The sequence below is a fragment of the Anabaena lutea FACHB-196 genome, assembly GCF_014698305.1.
GTDB lineage: Bacteria > Cyanobacteriota > Cyanobacteriia > Cyanobacteriales > Nostocaceae > Anabaena > Anabaena lutea.
In genome coordinates this window covers 207,935-232,704 of the sequence record NZ_JACJST010000007.1, presented here as the reverse complement: position 1 = coordinate 232,704, position 24,770 = coordinate 207,935, and the positions used below count along the sequence as shown (strand labels likewise).

Genomic DNA, 24,770 nt, shown 5'->3' with positions numbered 1-24,770 from the left:
CTCTCTGTTCTTTAGACAGATGGTTTTTTGCTGGCATAACTCAGAAGCTATCGCTTAGTTACTTAATTCTCTATTATACAATCTAGCTGCACAACAGCTTACCACAGCAGAATTAATCAGTAGTTCTGTAGGATTTAGCAAAAATAAACGATTTCTTAAATTACAATTTTCTCTGTTAGCTTATGAATGGTCTATAAAACAAGCTGTTGAGGCTTCGTGTTTCCCAGAAGATAAATCTTACCAAGAAGAAAATCAACCGCTAGAAAAGATAGGTGAGCTAGTTCTTATCTATAATGAAAATATGGAATTTGTTGATGAAAATTGGCTTTTAGATATAGATTCTCCTCTGCTTCAGAAAAGATAATTTACTGGTTGAGATAAAAAAAAATTTTTCACTCTTCCTCTCTTCTCTTCGTGTTCTTTGTGCTTACCCTGCGGGAACTGCTGAGTGCTACGCACCGCTACGCGAACGCAGAACGTGGTTCATTAAAAAACAAAATCCTCTAAATTATTACGAAATATAACACTTATGTCCTAAGATTTAAATTGCACCCATTGATACCTGTAAAATTCTACCCCATGAGTCAAATCATCTGGATCGCAAGACACGCCAACCGACTGGACTTTGTCAACCCTGATTGGTTTCTCACAGCCGAAAAAAGGTATGATCCACCTTTATCAGATGATGGCATGGTACAGGCACAACAACTAGCAAAACGACTCAAAGGCGAAAAAATCAAACATATTTTTGCATCTCCGTTTCTGCGAACAGTGCAAACAGCTAATGCGATCGCAGAAGTCCTAGATTTAGAGATTAAACTAGAAACAGGGTTGAGTGAGTGGTTAAATCCAGAATGGATGACAGAAGCACCAGAAAGACTGTCAACGTCGGATTTAGCAGCATTATTCCCCAGAATAGATATTAGCTACACATCGCGGATTGCAGCACAATATCCCGAAACCCATGAAAAAGTCAGACAGCGTTCTGCACAAACCGCAAGATGTCTGGTGAGTGAGTTCTGGCCAAATGATATTCTTTTGGTAGCACATGGCGCTTCTGTGTTGGGTGCAGCAATGGGCTTAGTAGGGGACATAGCCAAAACTGAAGTTAAAGCTACTTTATGTTCTTTAGTTAAAGTCGTACGTCAAGAGTCAGAATGGTTGCTAGAACTAAAGGGAGATACTTCCCATTTGACTCAAGTAGAAGAAATGGTGCGATTTGTTTAAATCTCTAATTAGGGTGTAGCAATTACTGGATACTAACTAAGAAAAAGTAACTAACTGATAAACTTTATGACATTGCTACTAGCAGGAGATATTGGTGGGACGAAAACTATTTTGCGCTTGGTTGAATCCTCAGATTCGCTAGGTTTAAAGACTCTTTATGAGGAGAGTTATCGCAGTGGCGATTTTCCCGATTTAGTACCGATAGTGCAGAAGTTTTTGGCAGCGGCGAATACATCAACACCCGAAAAAGCCTGTTTTGGAATTGCCGGCCCAGTAGTTAAAAATACTGCCAGACTAACTAACTTAACATGGTTTTTAGATACAGAACGTTTAGCCCAAGAATTAGGTATTCTCTCCATTTCTCTAATTAATGACTTTGCGGCTGTGGGTTATGGCATTTTTGGTTTAACCAAACAAGATTTGCTGACTTTGCAAGTTGGTAAACACCAACCAGAAGCGCCAATGGCGGTTATTGGTGCGGGAACTGGCTTAGGACAAGGATTTTTAATTAAACAGGGAAACCATTATCATGTTTTTCCCTCAGAAGGTGGACACGCAGATTTTGCACCCCGCACCGAGTTAGAATTTCAGTTGTTGAAATACTTGTTGGATAAACATGGTATTCAACGGGCTTCTGTAGAAAGAGTTGTGTCCGGCTTAGGGATTACTTCCATTTACCAATTTTTGCGAGATAGACAAATAGCCACCGAATCACCAGAAATTGCCCAAGTTGTCAGAAGTTGGGAACAAGAAGCGGGAAAATCAGAAAAAACAGTTGATCCTGGTGCGGTTATTGGAAGTGCAGCCTTGGCTAAAAGCGATCGCCTTTCTGAACAAACCATGCAACTATTTATAGAGGCTTACGGTGCAGAAACTGGCAATCTTGCTCTCAAACTCTTACCCCACGGTGGATTATACATTGCCGGTGGTATCGCCCCCAAAATCCTGCCTTTAATGCAAAATGGTAGTTTTATGTTAAATTTTACCCAAAAAGGGAGAATGCGCTCTATTTTGGAAGAAATCCCCGTACATATAATTCTTAACCAACAAGTAGGATTAATTGGTGCTGCTGTGTGTGCAGCTAGGTTATAAATAGCAGGAACAATCAAATCTGCATCTGCGAATGCTATAAATATGACTATCAAAATTTTACTACCTTTCATTGCTGCCACTTTTGTATACAGTGGTTATGTTTCAGCCCAGACGCGTTCACCCAAACCAGCGGTTTCTCCTAGTAAACCGACTGTTCCTAAAGTAGTGCAGCCAAAATGGAAGGTATTCACTCCCCCAGATAAGAGTTTTCAGGTTTTAATGCCAGGAAGACCGAAAAGGAAAACTCAAGTCCAAAAAACCTACATGGGAGAAATAAAATTAGAAATATTTGCTGCCCAACCACCAGAACAGGAAGTAGCATATTTAGTAACTTACAATGAATTTCCCTATAGCTATGCTCAAATGACTAACCCCCAAAAAATCTTGGATCAAGCCCAGGATAACACCTTAAAAGCGACACAAAGCAATTTAGTTAGTCAACGTAATATTCGTAGTTCCAATGGGCAACCGGGGAAAGAAATTGAGTATGTAGATTCGGCTGGTAAGGTAACTATCAACAGAATGTATGTGGCGGAAGGGCGCTTGTATCAGGTCATAGGTATAGTTTCTAAAAAACAGCGTTCGACTTTAGCTAAAACCATCACGGGGTATTTGAATTCCTTTCAATTGGTTGTGAGAAAGTGAAAATCTGGGGATACATAAGCAAAGCCCGCATAGGCGGGCTAAATGAATTTTTGCTGTTCTTAGGCTCGACTTATAGTCGTATGAAATGAGAGCAAATTGAGCGAAGTTGGATGAAATTTGTGTGTAAGGGCTTTAGCCTTATAATTAGTTAGATTAGCCATAACATTCTCATAATTAAAATTCCGATATGAGCGAAATTAAACCACAATTACCAACTGACACCTGGATAGTAGGAACGTGGGATCAATATATGCAAACCATTGACAATCGTGTTGATGAAAAAGCTAAAACCTACTACCACAATGGACAAATGAGGGTAGAAATGCCATCCGTGGGCAATGACCACGCCAGCGATCATACAATTATTATCTCTGCTATTGGCATTTTTGTGGCTACCAAAGGCATTGATATGAATGGTAAAAATAACTGTACTTATCAAAAATTAGGCTTGGATGCTCAACCTGATGTATCTTACTACATTGGAGAAAATGCCAATATTATTCCCTACGGTACTTCCATCATTAATCTAGATATTTATCCACCGCCAAATTTAGTCATTGAGGTTGCTCATAATTCCCTGGCTGATGATAAGGGTGAAAAACGATTAATATATGAGGACTTAGGTGTAGCTGAATATTGGATAGTTGATGTGCAGAATGTGCAGATAATTGCTTTTGAGATGGAAAATGGCGGCAGTAGAAGAATTACTCAATCTCAAGTTTTATCAGGATTATCCATAACTTTACTCAATAAAGCATTACAACGCACTCGACAGATGAATCATGGTCAAGTTTGTGCTTGGTTATTAACTGAATTTCAGCAATAACTAATTGCAGTGAGTATCTCACCGTTCCCGTCTCCCCATTTTACCTACTTCTTGGTGAATTTTTTTCCTCCGCTACCCTCTGCTTCAATTGCATTTGGGCGAAAGTCTAGATATATTCTAATTTTGAAGAGAGTGTTAATATTACTCAAAACGGTTTAAAAATAAACTTTTTCAAAAATGCTTAATCCTTTGATTCCATAAATAGGGGTTTAGCATTGCGCTTTACCCCTACGACACATTGAGGTTTTTTCGTAATCTTGTAAAAGTTCAAATCTCAGCAGTCTAGAGTATAATTAATTAATTTCAGATTATGGCAGGACATAGTAAATGGGCAAATATTAAGCGTCAGAAGGCTGTAGTAGATGCCAAAAGAGGAAATATCTTCACTCAACTGTCACGGGCGATAATTGTTGCTGCTAGAAATGGTGTACCAGATCCTGCTGGTAATTTTCAACTGCGGACGGCGATTGACAAGGCGAAGGCGGCGGGGATTCCTAATGATAATATTGAAAGAGCGATTGCCTGCGGCACGCGAGGCGCGAACGCTAAAGGTGCAGGTACTCTTGGGGGCGATAACTCCAGTTTAGAAGAAATTCGCTATGAAGGTTATGGCGCTGGTGGTGTAGCAATTTTAATTGAAGCCCTCACAGATAACCGCAATCGTACAGCCGCTGATTTGCGTGTAGCTTTTAGTAAAAATGGTGGAAATTTGGGAGAAACAGGTTGTGTGGGTTGGATGTTTACCCAAAAAGGTGTTTGTGTAGTTAAGGGTGTGGTTGATGAAGAACAGCTTTTAGAAGCTTCTTTAGAAGGTAATGCTGAGTCCTATGAAATGACGGAAGATGAAACCGCTGAAGTATTTACTGAGGTAGCAAATTTAGAAACTCTCAGTCAAACACTCAAAGCAAAAGGCTTTAAAGTGGCAGATGTGGAATTGCGCTGGATTCCTGGTAATCAGGTGGAAGTTACAGATTCTGAACAGGCGCGATCGCTCTTCAAATTGATTGATACCCTAGAAGGATTAGATGATGTACAAAATGTGACAGCCAATTTTGACATGGCGGATAATCTCATGGCTACTATGGTTTAAGAAACTCTTAATGGGAAACATATAAAATCCGGGTTAATTACGAATTACGAATTACGAATTACGAATTATTTTAACTTGCTCTCTGAGGGGAGTTGCGTGAAAATAATAGGTAAAACGCCGTAATCTATCTTAACAATGTCCCTGACTCAGCTTACTCAAACCCTTCCTCCTCCCCACACACCCACACACCAAGGGGAATATGATTATGATTTGGTAATTGTCGGTGGTGGGATTGTTGGCTTAACCCTAGCGGCTGCTTTAAAAGACTCTGGCTTAACTGTGCTACTAATTGAAGCTAAGGTGACATCAGCAGCAGTCGCTAAAGGCCAAGCTTACGCCGTACATATGCTTTCAGCCCGAATTTTCCAAGGAATTGGTATTTGGGATAAAATCTTGCCTAATGTGGCTAAATATAACAAAGTACGGCTATCTGATGCTGACTATGCCGATGTGGTGAAATTCCAAACTTCTGATTTAGGGACTTCAGAATTAGGTTATGTGGCTGAACATTATGCACTGTTACAACCTTTACAGGAATTTGTACAGATTTGCCCGAATGTAACTTATCTCTGTCCAGCCGAAGTGATAAATACGCAAAATGACAAAGATATAGTTACTGTTAATATCAAAGTTGATGGTGAACATCGGACAATCCGCAGTAAATTATTAGTGGCAGCAGATGGTTCAAAGTCGCCGATTCGCCAAGCTGCGGGAATTAAAACTAAAGGCTGGAAATATTGGCAATCATGTATTGTAGCTTTTGTCAAGCCGGAAAAATGCCATAACTATACAGCTTACGAAAAGTTTTGGGCTAGTGGACCATTTGCAATTTTACCCTTACCGGGGAACCGTTGCCGAATTGTGTGGACTGCACCTCATGAAGAAGCCAAGACTTTGTGTGCTTTAAATGATGAAGAATTTTTGGCTGAACTCACCAAACGCTATGGTGATCAGATGGGTAAATTGGAATTATTAGGCGATCGCTTTATTTTTCAGGTACAGTTGATGCAGAGCGATCGCTATGTTCTCCCCCGTCTGGCTTTAGTCGGTGACGCAGCACACAACTGTCATCCTGTCGGTGGACAAGGTTTAAATTTAGGTATTCGTGACGCAGCAGCTTTAGCAGAAGTCATCCAAACAGCGCACCAAGTCGGTGAAGATATTGGTAATATCCAAATTCTCAAAAAATATGAACGCTGGAGAAAAAAAGAAAATCTCGCAATTTTAGGTTTTACCGATTTGTTAGATCGAGTATTTTCTAATAACTTTTTACCAGTGGTAATCATCCGACGTTTGGGTTTATGGTTTATGCAGCGAGTCCCAATGTTAAAAAGATTTGCGCTCAAATTAATGATTGGTTTAAAAGGGAAAACTCCAGAATTAGGGAAACAGTAAATATTGCGAATGCAAGTTTACGAATTACGAATTATTTCAACCCGGTTTTCATATCAATCGGGTTGATTTTCATTATAGTATAGGGATTTAGCAACCTCAGTTGAGTCTAAACCGCAAATAATTTTACCTCCAACCAATTTAGGACTTTCCGGTGGTATTGTTGATGGTTGATTACTTTCACAAACTATACCTATAGTTTTGAGTTCTGCTGTTTTGCTAACAAATACAATTCCTGTATAGCTTTTGAGTCCAGTTATTTTCGGTGTAGCTATTGCTATAGCTTGATTAGCGTCTATTGCTTTCACTGCATAAATATATTGTTCTGGATGTGTGTGTCGGTATTGATCATATTGTGAATTAATTCCCAATTCTGATAGAACTACAGATGAATTAGACTCAAACTTATTGTTTTGCATATAGTAGTATCTTTGGTATCTATTTATAGCATTTACCAAATACTTTGGTTCTATTTTTTCTACTTTCATAATTGAACGCACTAACAATTCTGAACCTAACCATCCGCATCCAAAAATCAAAGTAATCACAATAATGGGGAAAAGATATTTTTTAGAAAGTAATGATTTTTTATCCATAGATTATTAAATAACCTCAATCCATTTTTTTTAAAAAGAATTGATACAATTTATCAAAAATGTAGTTATCAAATATTGGCAAGTTTCGCACTTGATGCCACAATTCAGGTTGTTCTAAATACGGATTCACACCAGGAAGACGAGAAGCACCCAAGACTATTGTTTCTTGTTCCCAAGTAGCAGCAAAGTTGTACATCTTTAACTAGTTAAATTTTGAATCTTTTGAATTGCTATTCCTGCATACAGCAGAATTCAGGAGACGCTTCGCAGACCTATGGCTTACGCCACGCTGCGCTATCGGTTCAGGAGGAGGCAGTACTCGACTAGGGTTTCCAAGGCAGTCCGGTCTTGGTGGTTTCCCCAAAGAGGAACTGCCGTCAACTGCCGTCAACTGCCGTTCAGGAGTAAAACTGGCGAATGTGTATAGGTTTCAATTTTGATTCTGTACCTCATTGATCTGCAATCTGCTGTAACACTCAAATTACGACTATTGAGTCTAAAAATTTTCAATTTCGGACTTAAAAGTGATAACATTTTCTGCCAGTAGTGTTAAAGTTGCAAGAAATTGATCAAAAACTTTCTCCTTGAGACGCTACATCAACAGCGGGTATCCATGCTGAAGAAACTACAAAACAAGCAAATTTATCTGATTGCTGGCGCAGGACTATGTGCCTTTTTAGTCGGGGGTATGGTATCAGCCCCACAAGCTGGAAAAACCCTAAGCAAATGGTTAAACGTAAGTCAGAGTCAGCCTAAGCAATTATCTGAGACTAATAAATCAAAGTCGGTTGTATTTAGTTTAATATCTCAATCTTTACCAGAACGTGCCGCCAAACTAAGTGAAATTGCTCAAGCCAGCAATTCTCCAGATAAAGAAAGAGCTAGTTATATTTTGGCCAGCGATTACATTGAAACCAACCAAGGGGAAAAAGCCCTAACCTTACTACAAGGACTGGAGAAAGATTATCCGGTTTTAGCACCATACATTTTGCTCAAGCAGGCTCAGGCACAGGATATGCTGGGTGAAAAAGGAAAAGCTTCGGATTTGCGGCAAAAAGTGCTAAAAGATTATCCCCAAGAAGCAGCCGCAGTTAAGGCAATATACTTGATTGGGCTACCAAAACTACATGATCAAGCGATCGCACAATTTCCTTCTCATCCCCTCACCTGGGAAATTATCCGCAAACGCTTAAAAGATAATCCCAATCAGCCCAAGTTAAAACTAATCTTAGCCAAATATGCCGCCAATGAACCGGGCATTGTCGGTATATTAGACCAATTGGTAAAACAGCCTCAACTCACACCCGCAGATTGGGAACTAATTGGTTCAGTCTACTGGGACAATAATCAATTTACCAAAGCGGCTAATGCTTATACTAAAGCACCCAAAACAGCCCGCAACCTCTACCGCACCGCTAGAGGGTTACAGTTAAACAAAGAGCGAGATAAAGCAGTTGCTCTTTATAAACAACAGGTACAACAATTTCCCACCGCTGAGGAAACAGGAACAGCCCTGTTGAGATTAGGAGAAATTGCCCCAGGAAAAGCCGCCATACCTTATCTTGACCAAATAATTAATAAGTTTCCTCAACAAGCACCGAAAGCACTCGTACAAAAAGCTAAATTACTGGAAACTCTCAACGACAACCAGTCAGCGAATACAACTTGGAAATTACTGTTAGGTAAGTATAGCAGTTCTAACGAAGCGGCAGAATATCGTTGGAAAATAGCCCTTAATAAAGCCAAAGCCCAAGATTATGTAGGTGCATGGGAATGGGCGCAACCAATCGCTGCGAATAATCCTAACAGCATTTTGGCTCCTAGAGCCGGGTTTTGGGTAGGTAAATGGGCAACAATGCTAGGAAAACAGCAGGAAGCTCGTACTGCTTATGAGTATGTACTTAGCCAATTTCCCCAATCTTATTACGCATGGCGCTCTGCCAGCATTTTGGGGTTAGATGTAGGTAATTTTAATAACCTGCGACTGATGAACCCTGAAGTTGTCCCACATCAGCGTCCTGTGCCAACAGCGGGTTCTGAGACTTTTAAGGAATTATATCTGTTAGGTCAAGATCGTGATGCTTGGTTACAGTGGGAAACAGAATTTCAGAGCAAAGACAAGCCTACTGTAGCCGAAGAATTTACCGAAGGGTTAATGCTATTGGCAAAGGGAGAAAATCTCATCGGTATTGATAAGATTTCTAAGTTGGAAGATCGGGAAACACCAACAGAAAAAGCCGAATATACAGCTTTAAGTCAACAAATCATTTACTGGCAAGCTCGTTATCCTTTTCCCTATCTCCAAGAAATTGAAAAATGGTCAACTACACGTAAACTTAATCCTCTGCTAGTTACAGCCCTGATGCGTCAGGAGTCGCGGTTTCAGCCAAAAATTAAATCTGTAGTCGGTGCAACGGGTTTAATGCAGGTAATGCCCAGTACAGCAGCATGGATAGCCCCGCAAATTAATGTTGATATGAAAACCATTAGTTTGGAAAACCCCAACGATAACATTATGCTGGGGACTTGGTATTTAGATCATACTCATCAGCAATATGGGAATAATTCCATGTTAGCGATCGCTAGTTACAATGCCGGTCCAGGTAACGTTGCTAAATGGTTGCGAACCATACCCAAACAAGATCCAGATGAGTTTGTGGAAGAAATTCCTTTTGACGAAACCAGAAATTACGTAAGGCAAGTCTTTGGTAATTACTGGAATTATCTACGACTTTATAACCCATCAATTTCGGCTGTGGTTGCTAAATACTCAGCCGCACACCCCAAATTACCAACACAGTAAAAAATTACCCTCTCTCCGTCTCCCCCTCTCCGCGTCACCGCGTCATCTTCTCCCATCTCCCCATCTCCCCATCTCCGCGTCCCCGCGTCCTCTTCTCCCCGTCCCCTTCTCAAAGTCGCTCTCACAGATAAAATAGTTAAGGAATGTTGCCTATTAACTAACTCATGACACCTTCACCAGATGTAGATACTATCAATTCTCCTAATATAGATACAGAAGGATACGGAAATTCAGAAGTTAATCCCCAAGATGAGTTACCAGATGATGTGGAAATGTCATTTTTCGACCATCTTGAAGAATTACGGCAGCGGATTTTCTATTCTCTAATTGCTGTAGCTGTGGGTGTTATCGGCTGTTTTATCGTCGTTAAACCTCTTGTACAGCTACTAGAAGTCCCAGCACATGGTATAAAATTTCTGCAACTAGCACCAGGAGAATATTTCTTTGTCTCGATCAAAGTTGCGGGTTACAGTGGCTTAGTGCTTGCTAGTCCCTTTATTCTTTACCAAATTATCCAATTCGTACTTCCCGGACTAACACGTCGAGAACGTCGTTTGTTAGCACCTGTGGTTTTGGGTTCCAGTGTGCTATTTCTCGGCGGTTTAGTATTTGCTTACTTGCTACTTATTCCCGCAGCTTTACAATTTTTTATCAGCTACGGTGCAGATGTTGTCGAACAAATATGGTCAATTGAAAAATATTTTGAATTTGTGCTGTTATTGTTATTCAGCACTGGGTTAGCATTTCAAATTCCCATTATTCAATTGTTGCTAGGTAATTTAGGTATTGTCTCTTCCGAAAAAATGCTGGCTGGTTGGCGTTTTGTAATTATGGGAGCAGTCATTTTGGGTGCTGTACTTACACCTTCTACTGACCCTCTCACCCAAAGTCTTTTAGCAGGGGCGGTTTTAGGACTTTATTTTGGTGGAGTTGGTTTAGTTAAACTAACAGGTAAATAAAAGTCTTTCTGATTTCATGCCACAAAATACAGGAAAGTTGACATCCTGTAATTTTTTTTATAAAACTCAAAACATTCTCTTGTAAAGATTTACATACGGCACTATCAGTAAAAGCTTAAAAAGCCTTGATAGAGATAAAAGTGGAAGATAGTTTATGTTATTGGGGGATAAACAAGAATTAGCTCTAGAGTGCTTGTTAGATCCAAGAGAAAACGAACTACAAGATTACTTATTTGGACATATTGCTCTTTGGGCTGGAGGATATGCGATAGGAGATTTTTCACTAACAGTGATGCTAAATGTGCCTTACAGTTATTTTAAGTCTTCTTTAACAGAATGTGGAAAAAGGCAAGATTCAAATTTGATGAGAATGACTGCCTTAGAAGTTTTTAAATTTCTTGATTCTGCTCTTTACGGTGATAATATTGAATCTCATTGGAGTTCAGAAGAACTGGAGAAAAAATATAGAAAATTTTGTATATGTCCAGGTTTTTCTGAAGCATTTGATGGAGAAATGGCTTTCCTGATTGAAGGAGAAAAAGAAGAAAGATTTATCTGGAAAGATTTTCCATCTCAGTCTATTAAGGAAGTCAGATTGAAACCTAAAACCTACAAGTATCTTATTGAATCTTTCATTGCTTGGTACTTTAATCTCATTCAGGTGGTATAAATCTCTGTTACGAATTACGTTAGCCTATAGCTCCTCTGTTAGCGAAGCTCTCTCAAAGGCAGCAAGAGGCATTACGAATTACGAATTACGAAGATTGTTACAGCAGAATTCAGGAGTCAGGAGTCAGGAGTAAAACTGGCTTGCTGTCTAGGCTTCAATTTTGATTCTGTACCTCATTGATCTGCAATCTGCTATATTTAAATTCATAATATCCATTCAGAAGCGCGATCGCCCAAATCCAGGGGAATACTAACAGCTTTACCCTGTCGGGGACGCTCTTTAGTTTGTGTAATAAAAGTTTGTACTTGAATTGTTCCCCCCAAAGCATGAAGATAATTAGCAATACCGTCCATATGCTCTTGGTACTCAGACTCGCTTAAGGGGAATGAGGCTTGCTCAAGGTATTTCCACATGACTTGTAGAAATATCTTCCCCTGTGTCCGGCGTAACTGGATATCGTATGAGTATCCCCACTTATCAATCAACAGTTGACGTAATTCCTTTCCTGTCATATTAATTAAAAATTTGGGATTTGGGATTTGGGATTTGGGATTTGGGATTTGGAATAATTCTGAGTAAGGCTGTTTGATTCCTGGGAAACATCACAGCCTATTCCCTTATGGGATCAGAGGTTTTCTCAATTAGATTTTACATTTAGTTATGATGTTAAGTTCCGTAACTCCAGTATGATAAGGATATAAAGAAATGTAATGCTAACAGAAAAGATGCTAGACAGGTCTTGCAACAAAGAAGTGTGGCATCCCTGGGGGCGTTAGCATTTCGACTCAGGCAAGAATTGCTTAAGTACTAGCAAGCTTGTCAAAATGTTAAAAAAATTACACAATTGCGCGTAGATTATGGCTCAATTTTCCGAATCAGTGGACGTTCCTGATATAGGTCGTCGTCAATTCATGAACCTGCTCACTTTTGGAACTGTGACAGGAGTGGCTTTGGGAGCATTATATCCCGTGGTCAACTACTTTATTCCCCCTGCTAGTGGTGGTGCTGGTGGTGGTACAACAGCAAAAGATGAACTGGGTAACAGCGTAAAAGTTAGTCAATTTCTTTCTAGCCATAATGTAGGCGATCGCACTCTAGTTCAAGGACTCAAAGGCGACCCCACCTATATTGTCGTTGAAAGCAAAGAAGCGATCGCTGATTATGGTATCAACGCCATCTGCACTCACCTGGGTTGTGTCGTTCCCTGGAACGTAGCTGAGAACAAGTTTAAATGCCCTTGTCATGGTTCCCAGTACGATGCAACTGGTAAAGTTGTTCGGGGGCCTGCACCGAAATCTTTGGCTTTGGCTCACACCACAGTTAATGACGACCAAATCGTTTTGACCCCTTGGACAGAAACTGACTTCCGCACCGGAGAACCCGCTTGGTGGTCTTAAACAGTACCGAGTACTGAGTACCGAGTACCGAGTACTGAGTGTTAAGTTATTAGTCTGAAGTCAACAGTCCAGAATTTTTAATCAACTCTTGACCAATGACCAATGACCAATGACCAATGACCAATGACCAATGACCAATGACCACTGACTAATGACTTTATAGAGATGAGAAACGCCTGTACACCTGCGAGGTTAACTCGCATTGCTAAAGCAATGGTAAACTCATTGCTGATAGCGATCGCTACCCTGACCTTTTTCTTCACCAGCGATTTAGCCCTACCCCAAACCGCTGCTGCTTATCCCTTCTGGGCGCAAGCCGCCTATCCTGAAACCCCTCGCGAACCAACAGGGCGGATTGTTTGCGCTAACTGTCACCTAGCAGCCAAACCCACAGAAGTGGAAGTACCCCAATCGGTATTACCTGACACCGTATTTAAAGCGATTGTCAAAATTCCCTACGACACCAGCGCGCAGCAAGTAGGTGCTGATGGTTCTAAAGTTGGCTTGAATGTCGGTGCTGTATTAATGTTGCCTCAAGGCTTCAAAATTGCACCAGAAGACCGCATTTCTGAAGAACTGAAAGAAGAAGTAGGCGATGTTTACTTCCAACCCTACGGTGAAGAAAAAGACAATATTGTCATCGTTGGACCATTACCCGGCGAACAATATCAAGAAATCGTCTTCCCTGTTCTTTCACCTAACCCCGCAACCGACAAGAGTATCCACTTCGGCAAATATTCCGTTCATGTAGGTGGAAACCGGGGACGTGGACAAGTTTACCCCACAGGTGAAAAGAGCAATAACAACATTTACAACGCTTCTGCTGCTGGCACAATTAGCAAGATTGCCAAAGAAGAAGGTGAAGACGGTAATGTTAAATATGTAGTCAGCATCAAAACTGAAGCTGGTGAAGTTGTTAATGATACAGTTCCCGCAGGACCAGACCTGATTGTTTCGGAAGGACAAACAGTTGCATCTGGTGATGCTCTTACCGTGAATCCTAACGTCGGTGGTTTCGGTCAAAAAGATGCAGAAATCGTCCTCCAAGACAGTTCCAGAGTCTCATGGTTAGTGGCTTTCATCTGTTTGGTGATGTTAGCACAAGTGATGTTGGTACTGAAGAAGAAGCAGGTGGAAAAAGTCCAAGCTGCTGAAATGAATTTCTAAAATTCTCTGCTAAATAATTAATTCTCGGACAGGCATTATACCTGTCTTTTTTTATTTCTGCCTGTAAGGCAATGATATCATGTCCGGTTGTTCGCGTAGCGTCTCGTCAGAGATATACTTATCATTTAGACTGACGCGGAGAGAGGGAGACGCGGGGACGCGGAGATTTTTTTTTGATAAGTGATTAGGCGGACATGATATGATGTGGCAGGTGACAGAGTTGAAAGTCTGTTTGTGTCTAGGTTTTATCATTAGTTCATGTCCTAACCACCTTGGCGGTTGCTATAAATTAAGTATCTCAGCAAAATTAATTATACATTTTGCCAAAAAATAAAAATCGGTGCAACGAATAGACATTAAACCCATCAAAAACCAATCACTTTCCTTTCTTTGAAACTATTCTTAATGCTTCTAATTCTGACTCCTGACTCCTGACTCCTGACTCCTGACTCCTGACTCCTGACTCTAACGAAAAGACTTTTTCCGCAAACCCTACTTAATCAATTATGAATTGTACTTTTTGAGTCAATTTCCCGCCGTCTGGGTACGTCATAGATCATAAAATCATGAGCCATTTCCGTTTTCGGAAAAATAGCACGGGCTTCTCGAAGTAAATCTTTTAACTCAATGTCATTTCCTGGCGCATAGCGAGGACTAAAATGAGTCATAAGTAATCGATTTACCCCAGCTGCATAAGCTGTTTGTGCTGCCATTGTGCTTGTAGAGTGCAATCTTTGAAAAGCCATATCTGCATCCTGATGAGCAAAGGTAGCTTCGTGAATTAACACATCCGCATCTTGTGCTAATTGCACTGCACCATCACAATAAATAGTGTCTGTACAATAGGCCATTTTCCGGCCAATTTCCGTATTTCCACACAATTGGTCGCCATGAATCACTCGTCCATCTGCAAGGGTGACTGTTTCACCGCGCTTGAGTTTCCCGTAAATGGGGCCGGAAGGGATTTGCAATTCTTTAGCCTTTTCGACATCAAAACGTCCTGGTCGATCTTTTTCGGCTACGCGATAACCAAAAGCTGTAATGCGGTGATGCAAAAGACCACAACTAACGATAAACTCATCGTCTTCATAAATTACCCCAGGATGGACTGTATGTACCTTGACTGGGTAAGAAAAGTGGGTGTGGGAGTAACGTAAAGCCGCTTGTAGGTATTCATTTAACCCAGATGGGCCATAGATATCAACTCGTTTTACATTACCAGCTAAACCGCAACTGGCAAGCAGTCCCATCAAGCCAAAGATGTGATCACCGTGCATATGGGTGATAAAAATTCGGGAGAGTTGGCTAATTTTCAGGTCACTTCGCAAAATTTGATGCTGAGTACCTTCACCGCAGTCGAATAACCACAGTTCTGCCCGTTGCGGTAATCTCAGTGCGACACTGGAAACATTACGTGATCTTGTAGGTACTCCGGAACTCGTCCCTAAAAATGTTATCTGCACAGCGTTTTTTAGCCTTTCTCTTGCTCAATATGAGGATTTATCCCCTATAGTGACATGGTTGTTGAGCAAATCTACGTTCACCAATAAGCCACCTGAGAAGGGGCAAAATGCCAAAATATTATAATTTCTCCATGATAACAATACCTTCGCCAAAAAAAAGAGGATGAAGAGAGAGGATGGCAGGGCGATCGCACTTCCCAATCATCAAAAAAACTGAACCGTTTATAGTGTAATGATTTCAGGCTACTTTATCCCAATTTTTCTGAACCAAGATTAAGGCTGAATCACAACTATAGTTGCAAATTATCCTGGCTGAAAACAACGATGATTACAGGTTTGGGGATTTATAATTCAAGTCCCAACCTACTACCGCTTAGTTATGACGAAGCTTAGAATTTTTTTACATTACCTAAAAATTTAAATTTGGCTGAGAAATCTGTAAGAACTTTCTCAGTAAAATATCAGTTTTTTAGATATCAATCCTTATGTATCTATAATCTTAAGATAAATTATTTAAGCAACAATCAGTTTAAAGTTCAAACTAAGAGCTATATTGCTGATTAATGTATTGAGGAATTAAAATTATGAACTTAAGAAATTTATTCATACTGGGCTTGTCTTCTCTTGTTATAGTTGGCTGCGTTCGCGAAGTATCAAATAACCAGACTAATCAAAGTCCTATAGCTGTGAATGCATCTATTCCCGGATCTTCAACTCAGGCTCAACCTATAGCCCAGTCAGCACAATCTCCAGATTCAACTGCTATGAAGTCAGGTACATTTGTTTCTGGAGAACATACAACTCAAGGGAAAGTTCGTATTACTACTAAAAACGGTAAATCATTTCTAGAGCTTGAGAAATCATTTAAAACCTCTGAATCAGGGCCGGATTTGGTAGTAATTTTGCATCGTTCAGGTAACGTAATTAATTCAACTAAGCCACCATCCTATCCCTTAAAAAAAGGAGACTACGTTGTCCTTGCTCCCTTACAAAAATATAGTGGCGCTCAAACATATTCCATTCCTCAAAACATCAAATTAGGAGACTACAAATCTGCTGCTATCTGGTGTCGCAAGTTTAATGCTACTTTTGGCGCTGCTAATTTGAGCAGTTAAAAGTTAATCAAAAACTACAGCAGATTGCAGATCAATGAGATACAGAATTAAAATTGAAACCTAGACACCAAGCCAGTTTTACTCCTGACTCCTGCTGTAACTACAATTCACAAAGAGAAACTTTATGAAATTAAATAGTAAAGTTGCTCTATTTTTTGGCGAAAGTCTTGTGATAACTCACAATATATTCAGAAGCTACCCACTCTGCCTTTAGCAATCTAGAATTCTGAAAAAATTTGTCTCATTCCAAGAGAGTTCACAAAGAGTTCCCTGAGGAGAAAGGGGAACCCGTCGAAATTTACCTTTAATTTGTCGTGCTAAATGTTTAAACTGTTGCGTTCCCCGACCTTCCCTGGAAGAGTTAACTCCCAAACCATCATCTATAATCCTTAATGTATAGCAGCCGGCAGATGAAGAGGAAGCGACTTGGAGACAGGTGACTCCTATAGCGTGTTTGCCCACATTACACAAAGCTTCTTCCAGAAATCGGCAGAGTCCTCGCTTGTTTTCAAGGGTCAAATTTCTTTCATCTATAGGTTCAAAGGTGCGGATTTTCAGCTTGAGAGTTTTAAAGCAAGGAAAATCTCTCTCCAAGGTATAGCTATAAACTTGATAGAGAATTTCATGGAGAGGGTCTTGCAAATTTATAATTATACTGTTTCCTAAGTAAAGACTAGGTCCACCGGTGAGAGTTTCCTGTTCCCAAAACTCATAAATTCCTCGTATATCTTGGTTTAATTTATGTAGTTCTTTTTCCAGTTCAGGTAGCAATTTTTGAATTGGTAAATCTTGTCCTTTCACTAGTCTCAAAACCCTATCTAGGTTTTGAAGTGGTCCGTTGTGAATTGTTTCAAATGTAATTTCAATGATAGTTTGCCTAGCTTTAATTCCTGACCTAACAGCTTGATCATATTGATAAAAAGCTGTGATGGTTATAGAATTGATCACAAAAATTAAACTTGCTGGAAATATTGAAACCAAAATACTCTCATTTAAAAGTAAATGCCCAATGCTAACTAGACTAGAGGTGGCGATACTAATAACTATAATACTTTCTAGTGGAGATTTCATCAGTCTAGCAGTAGCAATTTCTAAAATACACCACCAGAAAATCCAACTATATTCCCATTGCTCTTTAAGTGTTTTACCAACTTTCACCTGCATAAGCTTTATATCTAGTCTGAAGATTTCATTATTTGATATTGATAATTAATCAATTAAGCCTTTTTCTCTTGCTTGCATTTCAGTTTGAATACGGATATTTTTCCCTTCTTCAGGGTAAACATTTAATGCATCTTGTAGCTTGCTCCAATAATGACGTACCATGCGTTCAGATATACACATCTTCTCAGCTATTGATTTATCTTGTAATCCTTCCTCAAATGCTAGAGTCAGTACCTTTAGCCACTCTGGTTTAACCTCTAATCCTAAGTGAATTCTGCTGATATCTTTTGTATGGGTTAATCCCTGTAATGCCCAATCAACTCTTGTTAACATTTCCTGGCTAGAAAGACTTTTATCAGCAATAGTAAATCCTCCTTTATGACTATCAATATCTAGCCGAATACGTATCAATGTTCTCACATGAGCGCTTTGGACAACAATATTCAAATGGGGATATCTTTCCATCAAAATTTTCAGAAGTTTAATACCGTTATCCGGTCTTGCATTCATTTCCAGACCTTCTGGAATAGAAAGATCCATAACTATTAGATCAGGTTGTAAGCTAGTAACTTGCTCAAGAGTATTATTAGCATTTATAGCAGTTATAAACTCAGCCCTAGGATAGTTTTTTCTGAGGATATCAACTGTCCCACTTAAAACTGATTCATGGTCATCAACTACGATAATTTTCAGCAATTCCTTTGCTGATAAAATTTGTTTCATATTTAACAAACACCCTGATAAAGAAACACATCAGTATTGTTTAATTGACCACTATGAATATCAATTAATTAGATTCTACTAGATTTTATTTAGATTTTATTACTTCTAGTTGATAGACTATGAGGTGTATGACCCTGAATTTATAAGTTAGCGCTAATCGAAGTTTTAATTACTACCTTTCTTTTCTGAAAATCAACTATTTTTAGTTAGAGTTAGTTGAGTATTTATCATATATTTCACTGACAGAACATCTGGCATACTGTTAGTTAATTAGTCATGTAAAATACTTACCAATAAAAATGCCAAAATGACCGAAGATTCCTCTGATAGTACAAGCATCTACCGGATATTAAAAACTTAAAGATATGGTAAAGATATTCTAATTCAGGTAACTGGGAATGAAAAATAAGAGTAGATATATCAGGATAGGAAATTTTTACCACCAATTGCCCCATATTTCCTATCTGTTTTAATTTAATATAGAGAAAAACAGCGATTGAAAGTTCAGCTTCTGGTAAAGCTATTATCAGTAATTCTTCTAAAAATCTTAAAATTATTAAGCTGTATTCAGTGGGTTCATGTCGCCAGTAATCTGGCATATCAATATGAAAATATAAGTGGGGATGGGAGGATAGCCAAGGTTGTAATAAGTACTCAATAGATAAAGGTAAACTATCTTGAATAAATGTTGGACATAAGCGGTCGCTCAATTGTACTAAAGAGTGATGAAAATTATCAACTTTTTTGATACACTCTTGAATTCCATCGATTGACAAACTCAAATTATCTGTCGTCAATATATCTAAACTGCGACGTATAGTGAAAGATTCTTGTAATAAGCCATCTCGGATTTTTTCAGCTTCCAAAAATAGCTTTATAGATTGTCTATAAGACCACCACTGTAATGCTTTTTGAATCATTAGTTCAGATGTCATAAACTTTAGAATGGTTATGACTTGAATAATTCAGTATTAATTTATTTACTCACATCTAGCGCCTTTTTTTGACTGGTTGTTTAATCTAAAAAATCTACTTGTATTGGATTTCACAATACATAACATTGATAATTACTCATAAATCAGTAATTAACCTTGCCTTTCTCAGAATAAATTTCAATGCAGTTTCTTCTCTAGAAATAATGTCAGCTTTTACTTCCATTCCTGATTGAATATGACATTGATGATGTGTAGTACCAAATTCAAGTCTTTCAGGTTGAATAGTTGCTTCAAAGTAGCTACTAGAAGATGTTTGGGCAGTATCATTACCTTGAGTTGTGATTACGTCTGGAGAAATGGCTTTGACAACACCTTTAAGAGTGCCATAATCTGGATAGGGACAGGCATCAAAACGCAGTTGCACTTCTTGATTTACAGCCACCTTTTGAATGTCAGCCGTAGGAATCATAGCTTTAATCACTAAAGAAGCATTATTAGGCACAATTTCAGCAATAGATTCGCTAGTACGGACTACTTGACCAGCATTTCGCAAATTCAGCTTGAAAATGATCCCATTACTAGTGGCAATAATAATACTTTTTTTTAGTTGCTTTTCTAGTTGCTGGAGTTCTTTTTGAGATTGATTAAGTTGGGTTAGTAATTCAACGCGTCTTTCAATTAATGCTTGTTTTTCTTTTTTTAAAGTAGAGATACTGGCTTGACCTTTAGCAGTTTCTTGAGCGATACGTTCTTGTGCTATCCTCACCATTGCTGTAGTTGGATTAACTGCAACCTTAGCTGATTTAACTTTGATTGCAGCTATTTCAAAAGATCTTTGTACTGCTTGTAGCGTTAATTTTGACTGCTTAACAACCAATAGTTTCTGCTCAAATTCTCGCCGCCCAATAGCTCCAATTTCTGACAATTGGTTATAGCGATCGCTATCTATCTGAGCAAATGCTAAATCAGCTTCAGCCTTTTCTAAATCTGTCCTGGCTTTTTGCAAACTTGCCTGCGATGAAAGAAATTCATTTTGAGTATTAATTTGCTTTTCTTGGTATTCGCGTTCATTGCGTAACAAATCGACTTTTGCTGAAGCAATAGTCCGTTCTATAAATGTTTGTTCTGCTAAAATTTGACCATCTAAAATACGAATCTGGGCATCAATTTGGATTGTTTGTAACTTCCGTTGTTGTATATTAATTTGTAATTGGCTCTTTTTGATTAGCAATTCATCCGTATCAAGATTGGCAATGACATCTCCCATTTTAACTACCTGATTTTCTTTCACCAAAATACTTTTAATAGCGCCTTCTATTTCTGGTTGTACCACACGAATTTCACCTGTAGGACGGACAGTTGCAGCAGCTTTCACCGTGACATTATATTTGACCCATGAAGAGAGGGTAATTCCAGTAGCAACAGTGCTAAGGAGAAAAATTCCCGCCAACGATGTCCAAAAACTAATAGGAGGAAGAAAGTCATTATTTTCCCATGAGGAGATAACTTTTTCATTGTGATTATAGCTCATTATTCCCTGATTATTATCAATAATTATGGAATTAAAAAATCTAAATGATCACCAGGTTTGGTTTTTAAGTCATCCAAAATACCTTCTAGTTTTAATTTGCCCTGATCTAGTAAAACTATCCAATCAGCACGATTAATTACCTTGGGACGGTGAGTAATTAAAATAGTTGTTTTCCCTTGGCGATGCTTAAATAATTGATCTAAAACTTGTGTCTCACTCACAGGGTCAAGCCCACCAGTAGATTCATCTAAAATCAAAATTGGTGGATCTGTAACAATAGCTCTAGCTATTGCTAATCTTTGACGTTGACCACCAGAAATATTTGCACCAAATTCGCCTAAAATAGTTTGATACTTTTCTGGAAGTTTACTGATAAATTCATCAGCACCAGAAATTTGGCAAACTCTGACAATCTGCTCAAATGTAACGTAAGGCGCTCCCAACCGAAAATTTTCTACAATAGAACGACTCCAAAAATGAGCATCTTGGGGAACAAGAACTACCTGTTGACGGAGACATTCTAAAGAAAGGTCTTGAAGGTTATAAAGTCCAATGCGGATATTGCCAGACTGGAGTTGATATAATCCAGAAATTAATTTCGCTAGGGTACTTTTACCACATCCAGATTTACCAATAATTGCAACAACTTTACCTCCAGGAATTGTTAAAGAAAAGTCTTCTAATAGGTCAATGCGACCAGCATAATGAAAGTTGACATTTGTACAAATTATGTCAGCAGCTTCGGGAATGTGTGCAAAAGGCTTTTTCCCATCACCTTGATTTTCTGGAGTGGCATCTATAACTTCTGTTAGTCGTTCTATGGCAGTTTTCGCACGAGTAAATTCTTCAACAAAACTGATAACAGTGCTAATTAATGCCAAGAAATTACCATTCATCGAGCTAAATGCTAGAAGCTGCCCGATGCTTAAATATTCAGATGGATTAATCACTAAATTACCACCGAACCAAAGTAAAATAATACTCCCGATGGACGAGACAAAGCCAGAAAAAGTATTATTAATAATTCCAATTTGGATGGTGCGGAATGTAAGATTAGCAAGACGACCAAATCTACTCTCTAATTCATCCCAAAATTGCGGTGCAGATGTAGTTGTTTTGAGAGTTAGAGCGCCTTTAAAGGTTTCTACTAAAACGCCCTGTGTTTCTGCTTCTGTAACTAAAACTTCACTAGTTTTTTGCCGCAAACTTGGCTGAAATATAACTGTAGATATGGTCATAACTATAGCTATAAATATAGCCAAAACGCTAAGTTTCCAGCTATAAAAAATCATGAACCCTAGAGAAATCAGCGCAATAAAAAATTTGCTAGGTAAACTGATTATGAGATGAGAGACCAACTGATTAATTTGCTCTATATCTTGCAAACGACTAACGATTTCGCCACTACGTCGAGCTTCATAATAACTTAGAGGTAAGCGGAGAATTTGCCGTCCAAATTCCATAACTAACCCTAATTGTAGGCGTTGGGCAAAGTGAGCAATCAAGTTAGATTGGATAAATGCAAGGCTACTAGAAATCAAATTCATCACTATTACAGAAATTACCATAGTAGTGAGTAATTTTGTATCGCCTCTAATCAGCACATCATCTGTGAGAATTTGCAGTAAGAAAGGGGAGGCTAAAGATAATAAACCTAATATTAAATTGATCGGTAAGGCTTGAAATAAAATGGCGCGATAAATCCAGACGCGTTTGAAAAAGCGCCAAAAGCCACCAACTTTATCATCTTTTTGGGCAAGAAATCGGGTAGGATCTGGTTCAATTAACAGCAACAACCAATCTGTCCAACCTTCTGCTAAATCTTTTTGAGAAAGATAACGGATACCTACTGCGGGATCAGCAATTAGAAAATTTTTGCCTTTCTTACCGTATAAAATAACCCAGTGATTCCCCTTCCAGTGAATAATTGCTGGTAGTGGTGCTTCATTAATTCGGTCGAGAATTTCTGGTGAAGTTTTTACTGGTTTAGCATTGAAACCCAGTGTTTCTGCCCCCCGTCTCAAACCCAATAAAGTGGTTCCAAATTGCCCAGTTCCTACGGCTTCACGGATGTGGTTGAGAGTAAAAGTATGCCCATAATATTTGGCAATCGCAGCCAGACAAGCTGCGCCACAATCCTCTTCACTATGCTGTTTAACGAACTGGTATTTCATCAGCAAATCACCCTAGAAAATAAGAAATAGAATAGGATTCAATGTTTTGGAGTATATTTAAAAATATCCTCTCTTAGCTTTAGGAAAAAATTTAGCAAATTAATACAAATTCTGGAATATAAATGTTGAAAGTAAGGTTCTAGAATTTAAACTCTTATTCATTGTTTTCAAGAGAGAAAAAGAGCAATTCTAGAACCTTTAATCAGGCAATTATAGCAATCCTATTTAAATCGACATTTTGTTTGAAGACTGAATTAGGATCGCTATATGTTATGAGAAAATTACCAGCCGAAGTACAAATTGTAGTTGTAGATATCGTCTCCAGCAATCTGACCTTTATTTAGCCCACTATTAACCTGGGTATTAACACCACCAAAAATCTTATCGATTTCTAGTTCTTTCACTTTTACATCGATGTCATTATTGAAATCGAACTTCTTCTTGAAGAAACTAAAACCACCAGCTACGATTTCTTGTTGTTCAACTGGGACTTCGGTAAATAGTAAGTTAGACATGATAGAATCTCCTTGATCTGAGTTATTGCTTGGAGTTGATTTAGTTTTGCGTGCTGCTCAACCCCTCGCTTGTTAATAGAATATCGAGAACCAACCTTTGAATTCATGCTCAATTTCTGCAAACTTAATTACCAGATTTAGAAATATATATTTCATATTTACGTCAATGGTACTTCCGAAAAATACACGCTCCAATTACGCCTAATTATGTCAATATAATAAATATGAAAATTGAATTAAAAAAATCGCTGTTATAGCGATTATCGTTTTGATGCCAAATTAAGTAGGGGTAAGGCAATATTTATTGCTGTCAATCTAAAAGGATTTAGGGAAGTCATAAACTTTACTCATAACTCTCACCTTATAGAGGAGAAACTTGTACCCATAATATCTAAAGATATTTTTGTAATAGACAAATTACAACTTCTGGTGTTTCGAGATGTGGTAAAATTCCTGTGTGAGCGATCGCTTGAAAATCTCGAATTGCGCTTTTATTTAAACTTGCCAAACGCCGTCCCAATGTGATATTGGTAAACTGTGCTTCTTCACCCCAAAATATCACAGTAGGAATTTTGAGTTGCTGAATATATAAACTCAAATCAAAATAAAGATCACCACGCAAAAATGCTAAAGCAGCAAATTTTGCATTTGGTTGTTGTGCTGAATTTAAATAAGCTTCTACTATTTCTTGAGTAAGTTTTTGTGGTTTTGTAAAAAGAAAACTTTGCAAAAAATTTCTGACTGCAATTTCATTTTCTGCACCTAAAGCATAAATTAAATTATCCAAAAAAGGCATATTGATCACCGAAAGTGGTAATCTACGTCCAGCACCCTGGCCAAAGTCATCAAACCCAGAGGGACAGACTAAAAATAGTTCTTTGAATAAATCAGGTTGAGTAAGAGCAAGACGAATAGTAAAAGCAGCGGTTAAAGAAGAAGCTATTACAGTTACTGGTTCGTGACAAGTTTGGGTGATAAACTCAGTAATAGTAGTCAGATAATCTTGAATTTGGTAATCTCGCACAGGGTGAGCAGATTCTCCCCAACCAATTAAATCCGGGGCTAAAATGCGATATTCAGAGGCAAATGCAGGGTAAACTTTAGACCATTCGTAAGCAGATGCACCACCACCAAAGTTATGTAAAAATAATAGCGGAGGTAATTCTTGACTGTCAACAATCTCCCAAGGTGCGCTAGTTTGGGTATAGTAAACCATTGCTCCCAAAGATGTATTAATAACTTTTTGTCCAAAACCAGGAGGTTGAAACTGAAGCATATAAATTATC

At 38.6% G+C, this 24,770-nt stretch carries 24 protein-coding genes; 12 read left to right on the top strand and 12 right to left on the bottom strand.

The window, feature by feature from the left end; all coding sequences use genetic code 11:
• Positions 1–579: 579 nt before the first annotated feature.
• The 6 genes from H6G59_RS10370 (at position 580) to H6G59_RS10345 (ending at position 6,275) form a co-directional block, all read left to right on the top strand.
• Positions 580–1,227 carry a histidine phosphatase family protein gene (locus H6G59_RS10370; protein WP_190714075.1) on the top strand — a complete coding sequence of 216 codons (648 nt, stop codon included), beginning with the start codon at positions 580–582 and terminating at the stop codon, positions 1,225–1,227.
• Positions 1,228–1,293: 66 nt separating this feature from the next.
• The gene (locus tag H6G59_RS10365; protein ID WP_190714074.1) at positions 1,294–2,319 is read left to right on the top strand and encodes a glucokinase; all 1,026 of its coding nucleotides are present in this window, start codon (positions 1,294–1,296) and stop codon (positions 2,317–2,319) included.
• A gap of 42 nt (positions 2,320–2,361) precedes the next feature.
• The gene (locus H6G59_RS10360; protein WP_190714073.1) at positions 2,362–2,964 is read left to right on the top strand and encodes a hypothetical protein; all 603 of its coding nucleotides are present in this window, start codon (positions 2,362–2,364) and stop codon (positions 2,962–2,964) included.
• A gap of 187 nt (positions 2,965–3,151) precedes the next feature.
• Positions 3,152–3,790, top strand: coding sequence for a Uma2 family endonuclease (locus H6G59_RS10355; RefSeq protein ID WP_190714072.1), 639 nt, complete (start codon positions 3,152–3,154; stop codon positions 3,788–3,790).
• Between the two features lie 310 nt (positions 3,791–4,100).
• Positions 4,101–4,880 (top strand): YebC/PmpR family DNA-binding transcriptional regulator, encoded by a 780-nt coding sequence (locus H6G59_RS10350; RefSeq protein ID WP_190714071.1) that lies wholly within the window; start codon positions 4,101–4,103, stop codon positions 4,878–4,880.
• A 135-nt stretch (positions 4,881–5,015) separates the two neighbouring features.
• Entirely contained in the window at positions 5,016–6,275 is a 1,260-nt protein-coding gene (locus tag H6G59_RS10345; protein WP_190714070.1) for an FAD-dependent hydroxylase, read from the top strand.
• A gap of 53 nt (positions 6,276–6,328) precedes the next feature.
• Here H6G59_RS10345 and H6G59_RS10340 read toward each other — a convergent pair whose 3' ends face one another.
• A complete protein-coding gene (locus H6G59_RS10340; protein ID WP_190714069.1) occupies positions 6,329–6,868 on the bottom strand; it encodes a type IV pilin-like G/H family protein in 540 nt (179 codons plus the stop codon).
• Between the two features lie 16 nt (positions 6,869–6,884).
• On the bottom strand, positions 6,885–7,064 hold the full coding sequence (locus H6G59_RS10335; protein WP_190714068.1) for a hypothetical protein: 180 nt from the start codon (positions 7,062–7,064) through the stop codon (positions 6,885–6,887).
• Between the two features lie 417 nt (positions 7,065–7,481).
• On the opposite strand from H6G59_RS10335, the gene H6G59_RS10330 reads away from it, so the two are divergent.
• From H6G59_RS10330 to H6G59_RS10320, 3 genes are all read left to right on the top strand, one after another.
• On the top strand, positions 7,482–9,671 hold the full coding sequence (locus tag H6G59_RS10330; RefSeq protein ID WP_190714066.1) for a lytic transglycosylase domain-containing protein: 2,190 nt from the start codon (positions 7,482–7,484) through the stop codon (positions 9,669–9,671).
• 164 nt (positions 9,672–9,835) lie between these two features.
• Complete coding sequence (gene tatC / locus H6G59_RS10325; RefSeq protein ID WP_190714064.1) at positions 9,836–10,630, top strand: twin-arginine translocase subunit TatC; 795 nt, start codon at positions 9,836–9,838, stop codon at positions 10,628–10,630.
• Between the two features lie 154 nt (positions 10,631–10,784).
• Positions 10,785–11,300 carry an Imm42 family immunity protein gene (locus H6G59_RS10320; protein ID WP_190714061.1) on the top strand — a complete coding sequence of 172 codons (516 nt, stop codon included), beginning with the start codon at positions 10,785–10,787 and terminating at the stop codon, positions 11,298–11,300.
• A gap of 203 nt (positions 11,301–11,503) precedes the next feature.
• Here the strand turns inward: H6G59_RS10320 and H6G59_RS10315 are convergent, their stop codons facing one another.
• Positions 11,504–11,812 (bottom strand): DUF3067 family protein, encoded by a 309-nt coding sequence (locus tag H6G59_RS10315; protein ID WP_190714059.1) that lies wholly within the window; start codon positions 11,810–11,812, stop codon positions 11,504–11,506.
• A gap of 345 nt (positions 11,813–12,157) precedes the next feature.
• Here H6G59_RS10315 and petC point away from each other — a divergent pair, with 345 nt between their 5' ends.
• The gene (gene petC / locus H6G59_RS10310; RefSeq protein WP_071189884.1) at positions 12,158–12,697 is read left to right on the top strand and encodes a cytochrome b6-f complex iron-sulfur subunit; all 540 of its coding nucleotides are present in this window, start codon (positions 12,158–12,160) and stop codon (positions 12,695–12,697) included.
• A 77-nt stretch (positions 12,698–12,774) separates the two neighbouring features.
• Here the strand turns inward: petC and H6G59_RS27585 are convergent, their stop codons facing one another.
• The gene (locus H6G59_RS27585; protein WP_277924627.1) at positions 12,775–12,900 is read right to left on the bottom strand and encodes a hypothetical protein; all 126 of its coding nucleotides are present in this window, start codon (positions 12,898–12,900) and stop codon (positions 12,775–12,777) included.
• On the opposite strand from H6G59_RS27585, the gene petA reads away from it, so the two are divergent.
• Entirely contained in the window at positions 12,863–13,864 is a 1,002-nt protein-coding gene (gene petA, locus H6G59_RS10300; RefSeq protein ID WP_190714057.1) for a cytochrome f, read from the top strand. The two genes, H6G59_RS27585 and petA, sit on opposite strands and share 38 nt — an antisense overlap.
• Before the next feature lie 500 nt (positions 13,865–14,364).
• On the opposite strand, the gene H6G59_RS10295 is transcribed toward petA, so the two are convergent.
• Positions 14,365–15,327 carry a ribonuclease Z gene (locus H6G59_RS10295; RefSeq protein ID WP_190714055.1) on the bottom strand — a complete coding sequence of 321 codons (963 nt, stop codon included), beginning with the start codon at positions 15,325–15,327 and terminating at the stop codon, positions 14,365–14,367.
• Positions 15,328–15,911: 584 nt separating this feature from the next.
• Between H6G59_RS10295 and H6G59_RS10290 the strand changes: the two genes are divergently transcribed.
• Entirely contained in the window at positions 15,912–16,442 is a 531-nt protein-coding gene (locus tag H6G59_RS10290) for a DM13 domain-containing protein (protein ID WP_190714054.1), read from the top strand.
• A gap of 210 nt (positions 16,443–16,652) precedes the next feature.
• Here H6G59_RS10290 and H6G59_RS10285 read toward each other — a convergent pair whose 3' ends face one another.
• The 7 genes from H6G59_RS10285 to H6G59_RS10255 form a co-directional block, all read right to left on the bottom strand.
• Positions 16,653–17,606, bottom strand: coding sequence for a sensor histidine kinase (locus tag H6G59_RS10285; RefSeq protein WP_190714052.1), 954 nt, complete (start codon positions 17,604–17,606; stop codon positions 16,653–16,655).
• A gap of 45 nt (positions 17,607–17,651) precedes the next feature.
• The gene (locus H6G59_RS10280) at positions 17,652–18,329 is read right to left on the bottom strand and encodes a response regulator (protein ID WP_190714050.1); all 678 of its coding nucleotides are present in this window, start codon (positions 18,327–18,329) and stop codon (positions 17,652–17,654) included.
• Between the two features lie 287 nt (positions 18,330–18,616).
• Positions 18,617–19,264 carry a hypothetical protein gene (locus H6G59_RS10275; protein WP_190714048.1) on the bottom strand — a complete coding sequence of 216 codons (648 nt, stop codon included), beginning with the start codon at positions 19,262–19,264 and terminating at the stop codon, positions 18,617–18,619.
• 136 nt (positions 19,265–19,400) lie between these two features.
• Positions 19,401–20,795 carry an HlyD family secretion protein gene (locus H6G59_RS10270; RefSeq protein WP_190714046.1) on the bottom strand — a complete coding sequence of 465 codons (1,395 nt, stop codon included), beginning with the start codon at positions 20,793–20,795 and terminating at the stop codon, positions 19,401–19,403.
• 23 nt (positions 20,796–20,818) lie between these two features.
• On the bottom strand, positions 20,819–22,969 hold the full coding sequence (locus tag H6G59_RS10265; protein ID WP_190714044.1) for a peptidase domain-containing ABC transporter: 2,151 nt from the start codon (positions 22,967–22,969) through the stop codon (positions 20,819–20,821).
• Between the two features lie 281 nt (positions 22,970–23,250).
• Positions 23,251–23,484: a hypothetical protein gene (locus H6G59_RS10260; protein ID WP_190714086.1), complete on the bottom strand. Its 234-nt coding sequence runs from the start codon at positions 23,482–23,484 to the stop codon at positions 23,251–23,253.
• A 391-nt stretch (positions 23,485–23,875) separates the two neighbouring features.
• Entirely contained in the window at positions 23,876–24,760 is an 885-nt protein-coding gene (locus H6G59_RS10255) for an alpha/beta fold hydrolase (RefSeq protein WP_190714042.1), read from the bottom strand.
• Positions 24,761–24,770 lie beyond the last annotated feature (10 nt).

Coding starts and splice junctions, on each gene's coding strand:
- H6G59_RS10370 (WP_190714075.1), top strand. CDS start 580: ATGAGTCAAATCATCTGGATCGCAAGACACGCCAACCGACTGGACTTT.
- H6G59_RS10365 (WP_190714074.1), top strand. CDS start 1,294: ATGACATTGCTACTAGCAGGAGATATTGGTGGGACGAAAACTATTTTG.
- H6G59_RS10360 (WP_190714073.1), top strand. CDS start 2,362: ATGACTATCAAAATTTTACTACCTTTCATTGCTGCCACTTTTGTATAC.
- H6G59_RS10355 (WP_190714072.1), top strand. CDS start 3,152: ATGAGCGAAATTAAACCACAATTACCAACTGACACCTGGATAGTAGGA.
- H6G59_RS10350 (WP_190714071.1), top strand. CDS start 4,101: ATGGCAGGACATAGTAAATGGGCAAATATTAAGCGTCAGAAGGCTGTA.
- H6G59_RS10345 (WP_190714070.1), top strand. CDS start 5,016: ATGTCCCTGACTCAGCTTACTCAAACCCTTCCTCCTCCCCACACACCC.
- H6G59_RS10340 (WP_190714069.1), bottom strand. CDS start 6,868: ATGGATAAAAAATCATTACTTTCTAAAAAATATCTTTTCCCCATTATT.
- H6G59_RS10335 (WP_190714068.1), bottom strand. CDS start 7,064: ATGTACAACTTTGCTGCTACTTGGGAACAAGAAACAATAGTCTTGGGT.
- H6G59_RS10330 (WP_190714066.1), top strand. CDS start 7,482: ATGCTGAAGAAACTACAAAACAAGCAAATTTATCTGATTGCTGGCGCA.
- tatC (WP_190714064.1), top strand. CDS start 9,836: ATGACACCTTCACCAGATGTAGATACTATCAATTCTCCTAATATAGAT.
- H6G59_RS10320 (WP_190714061.1), top strand. CDS start 10,785: ATGTTATTGGGGGATAAACAAGAATTAGCTCTAGAGTGCTTGTTAGAT.
- H6G59_RS10315 (WP_190714059.1), bottom strand. CDS start 11,812: ATGACAGGAAAGGAATTACGTCAACTGTTGATTGATAAGTGGGGATAC.
- petC (WP_071189884.1), top strand. CDS start 12,158: ATGGCTCAATTTTCCGAATCAGTGGACGTTCCTGATATAGGTCGTCGT.
- petA (WP_190714057.1), top strand. CDS start 12,863: ATGAGAAACGCCTGTACACCTGCGAGGTTAACTCGCATTGCTAAAGCA.
- H6G59_RS27585 (WP_277924627.1), bottom strand. CDS start 12,900: ATGCGAGTTAACCTCGCAGGTGTACAGGCGTTTCTCATCTCTATAAAG.
- H6G59_RS10290 (WP_190714054.1), top strand. CDS start 15,912: ATGAACTTAAGAAATTTATTCATACTGGGCTTGTCTTCTCTTGTTATA.
- H6G59_RS10285 (WP_190714052.1), bottom strand. CDS start 17,606: ATGCAGGTGAAAGTTGGTAAAACACTTAAAGAGCAATGGGAATATAGT.
- H6G59_RS10280 (WP_190714050.1), bottom strand. CDS start 18,329: ATGAAACAAATTTTATCAGCAAAGGAATTGCTGAAAATTATCGTAGTT.
- H6G59_RS10275 (WP_190714048.1), bottom strand. CDS start 19,264: ATGACATCTGAACTAATGATTCAAAAAGCATTACAGTGGTGGTCTTAT.
- H6G59_RS10270 (WP_190714046.1), bottom strand. CDS start 20,795: ATGAGCTATAATCACAATGAAAAAGTTATCTCCTCATGGGAAAATAAT.
- H6G59_RS10265 (WP_190714044.1), bottom strand. CDS start 22,969: ATGAAATACCAGTTCGTTAAACAGCATAGTGAAGAGGATTGTGGCGCA.
- H6G59_RS10260 (WP_190714086.1), bottom strand. CDS start 23,484: ATGTCTAACTTACTATTTACCGAAGTCCCAGTTGAACAACAAGAAATC.
- H6G59_RS10255 (WP_190714042.1), bottom strand. CDS start 24,760: ATGCTTCAGTTTCAACCTCCTGGTTTTGGACAAAAAGTTATTAATACA.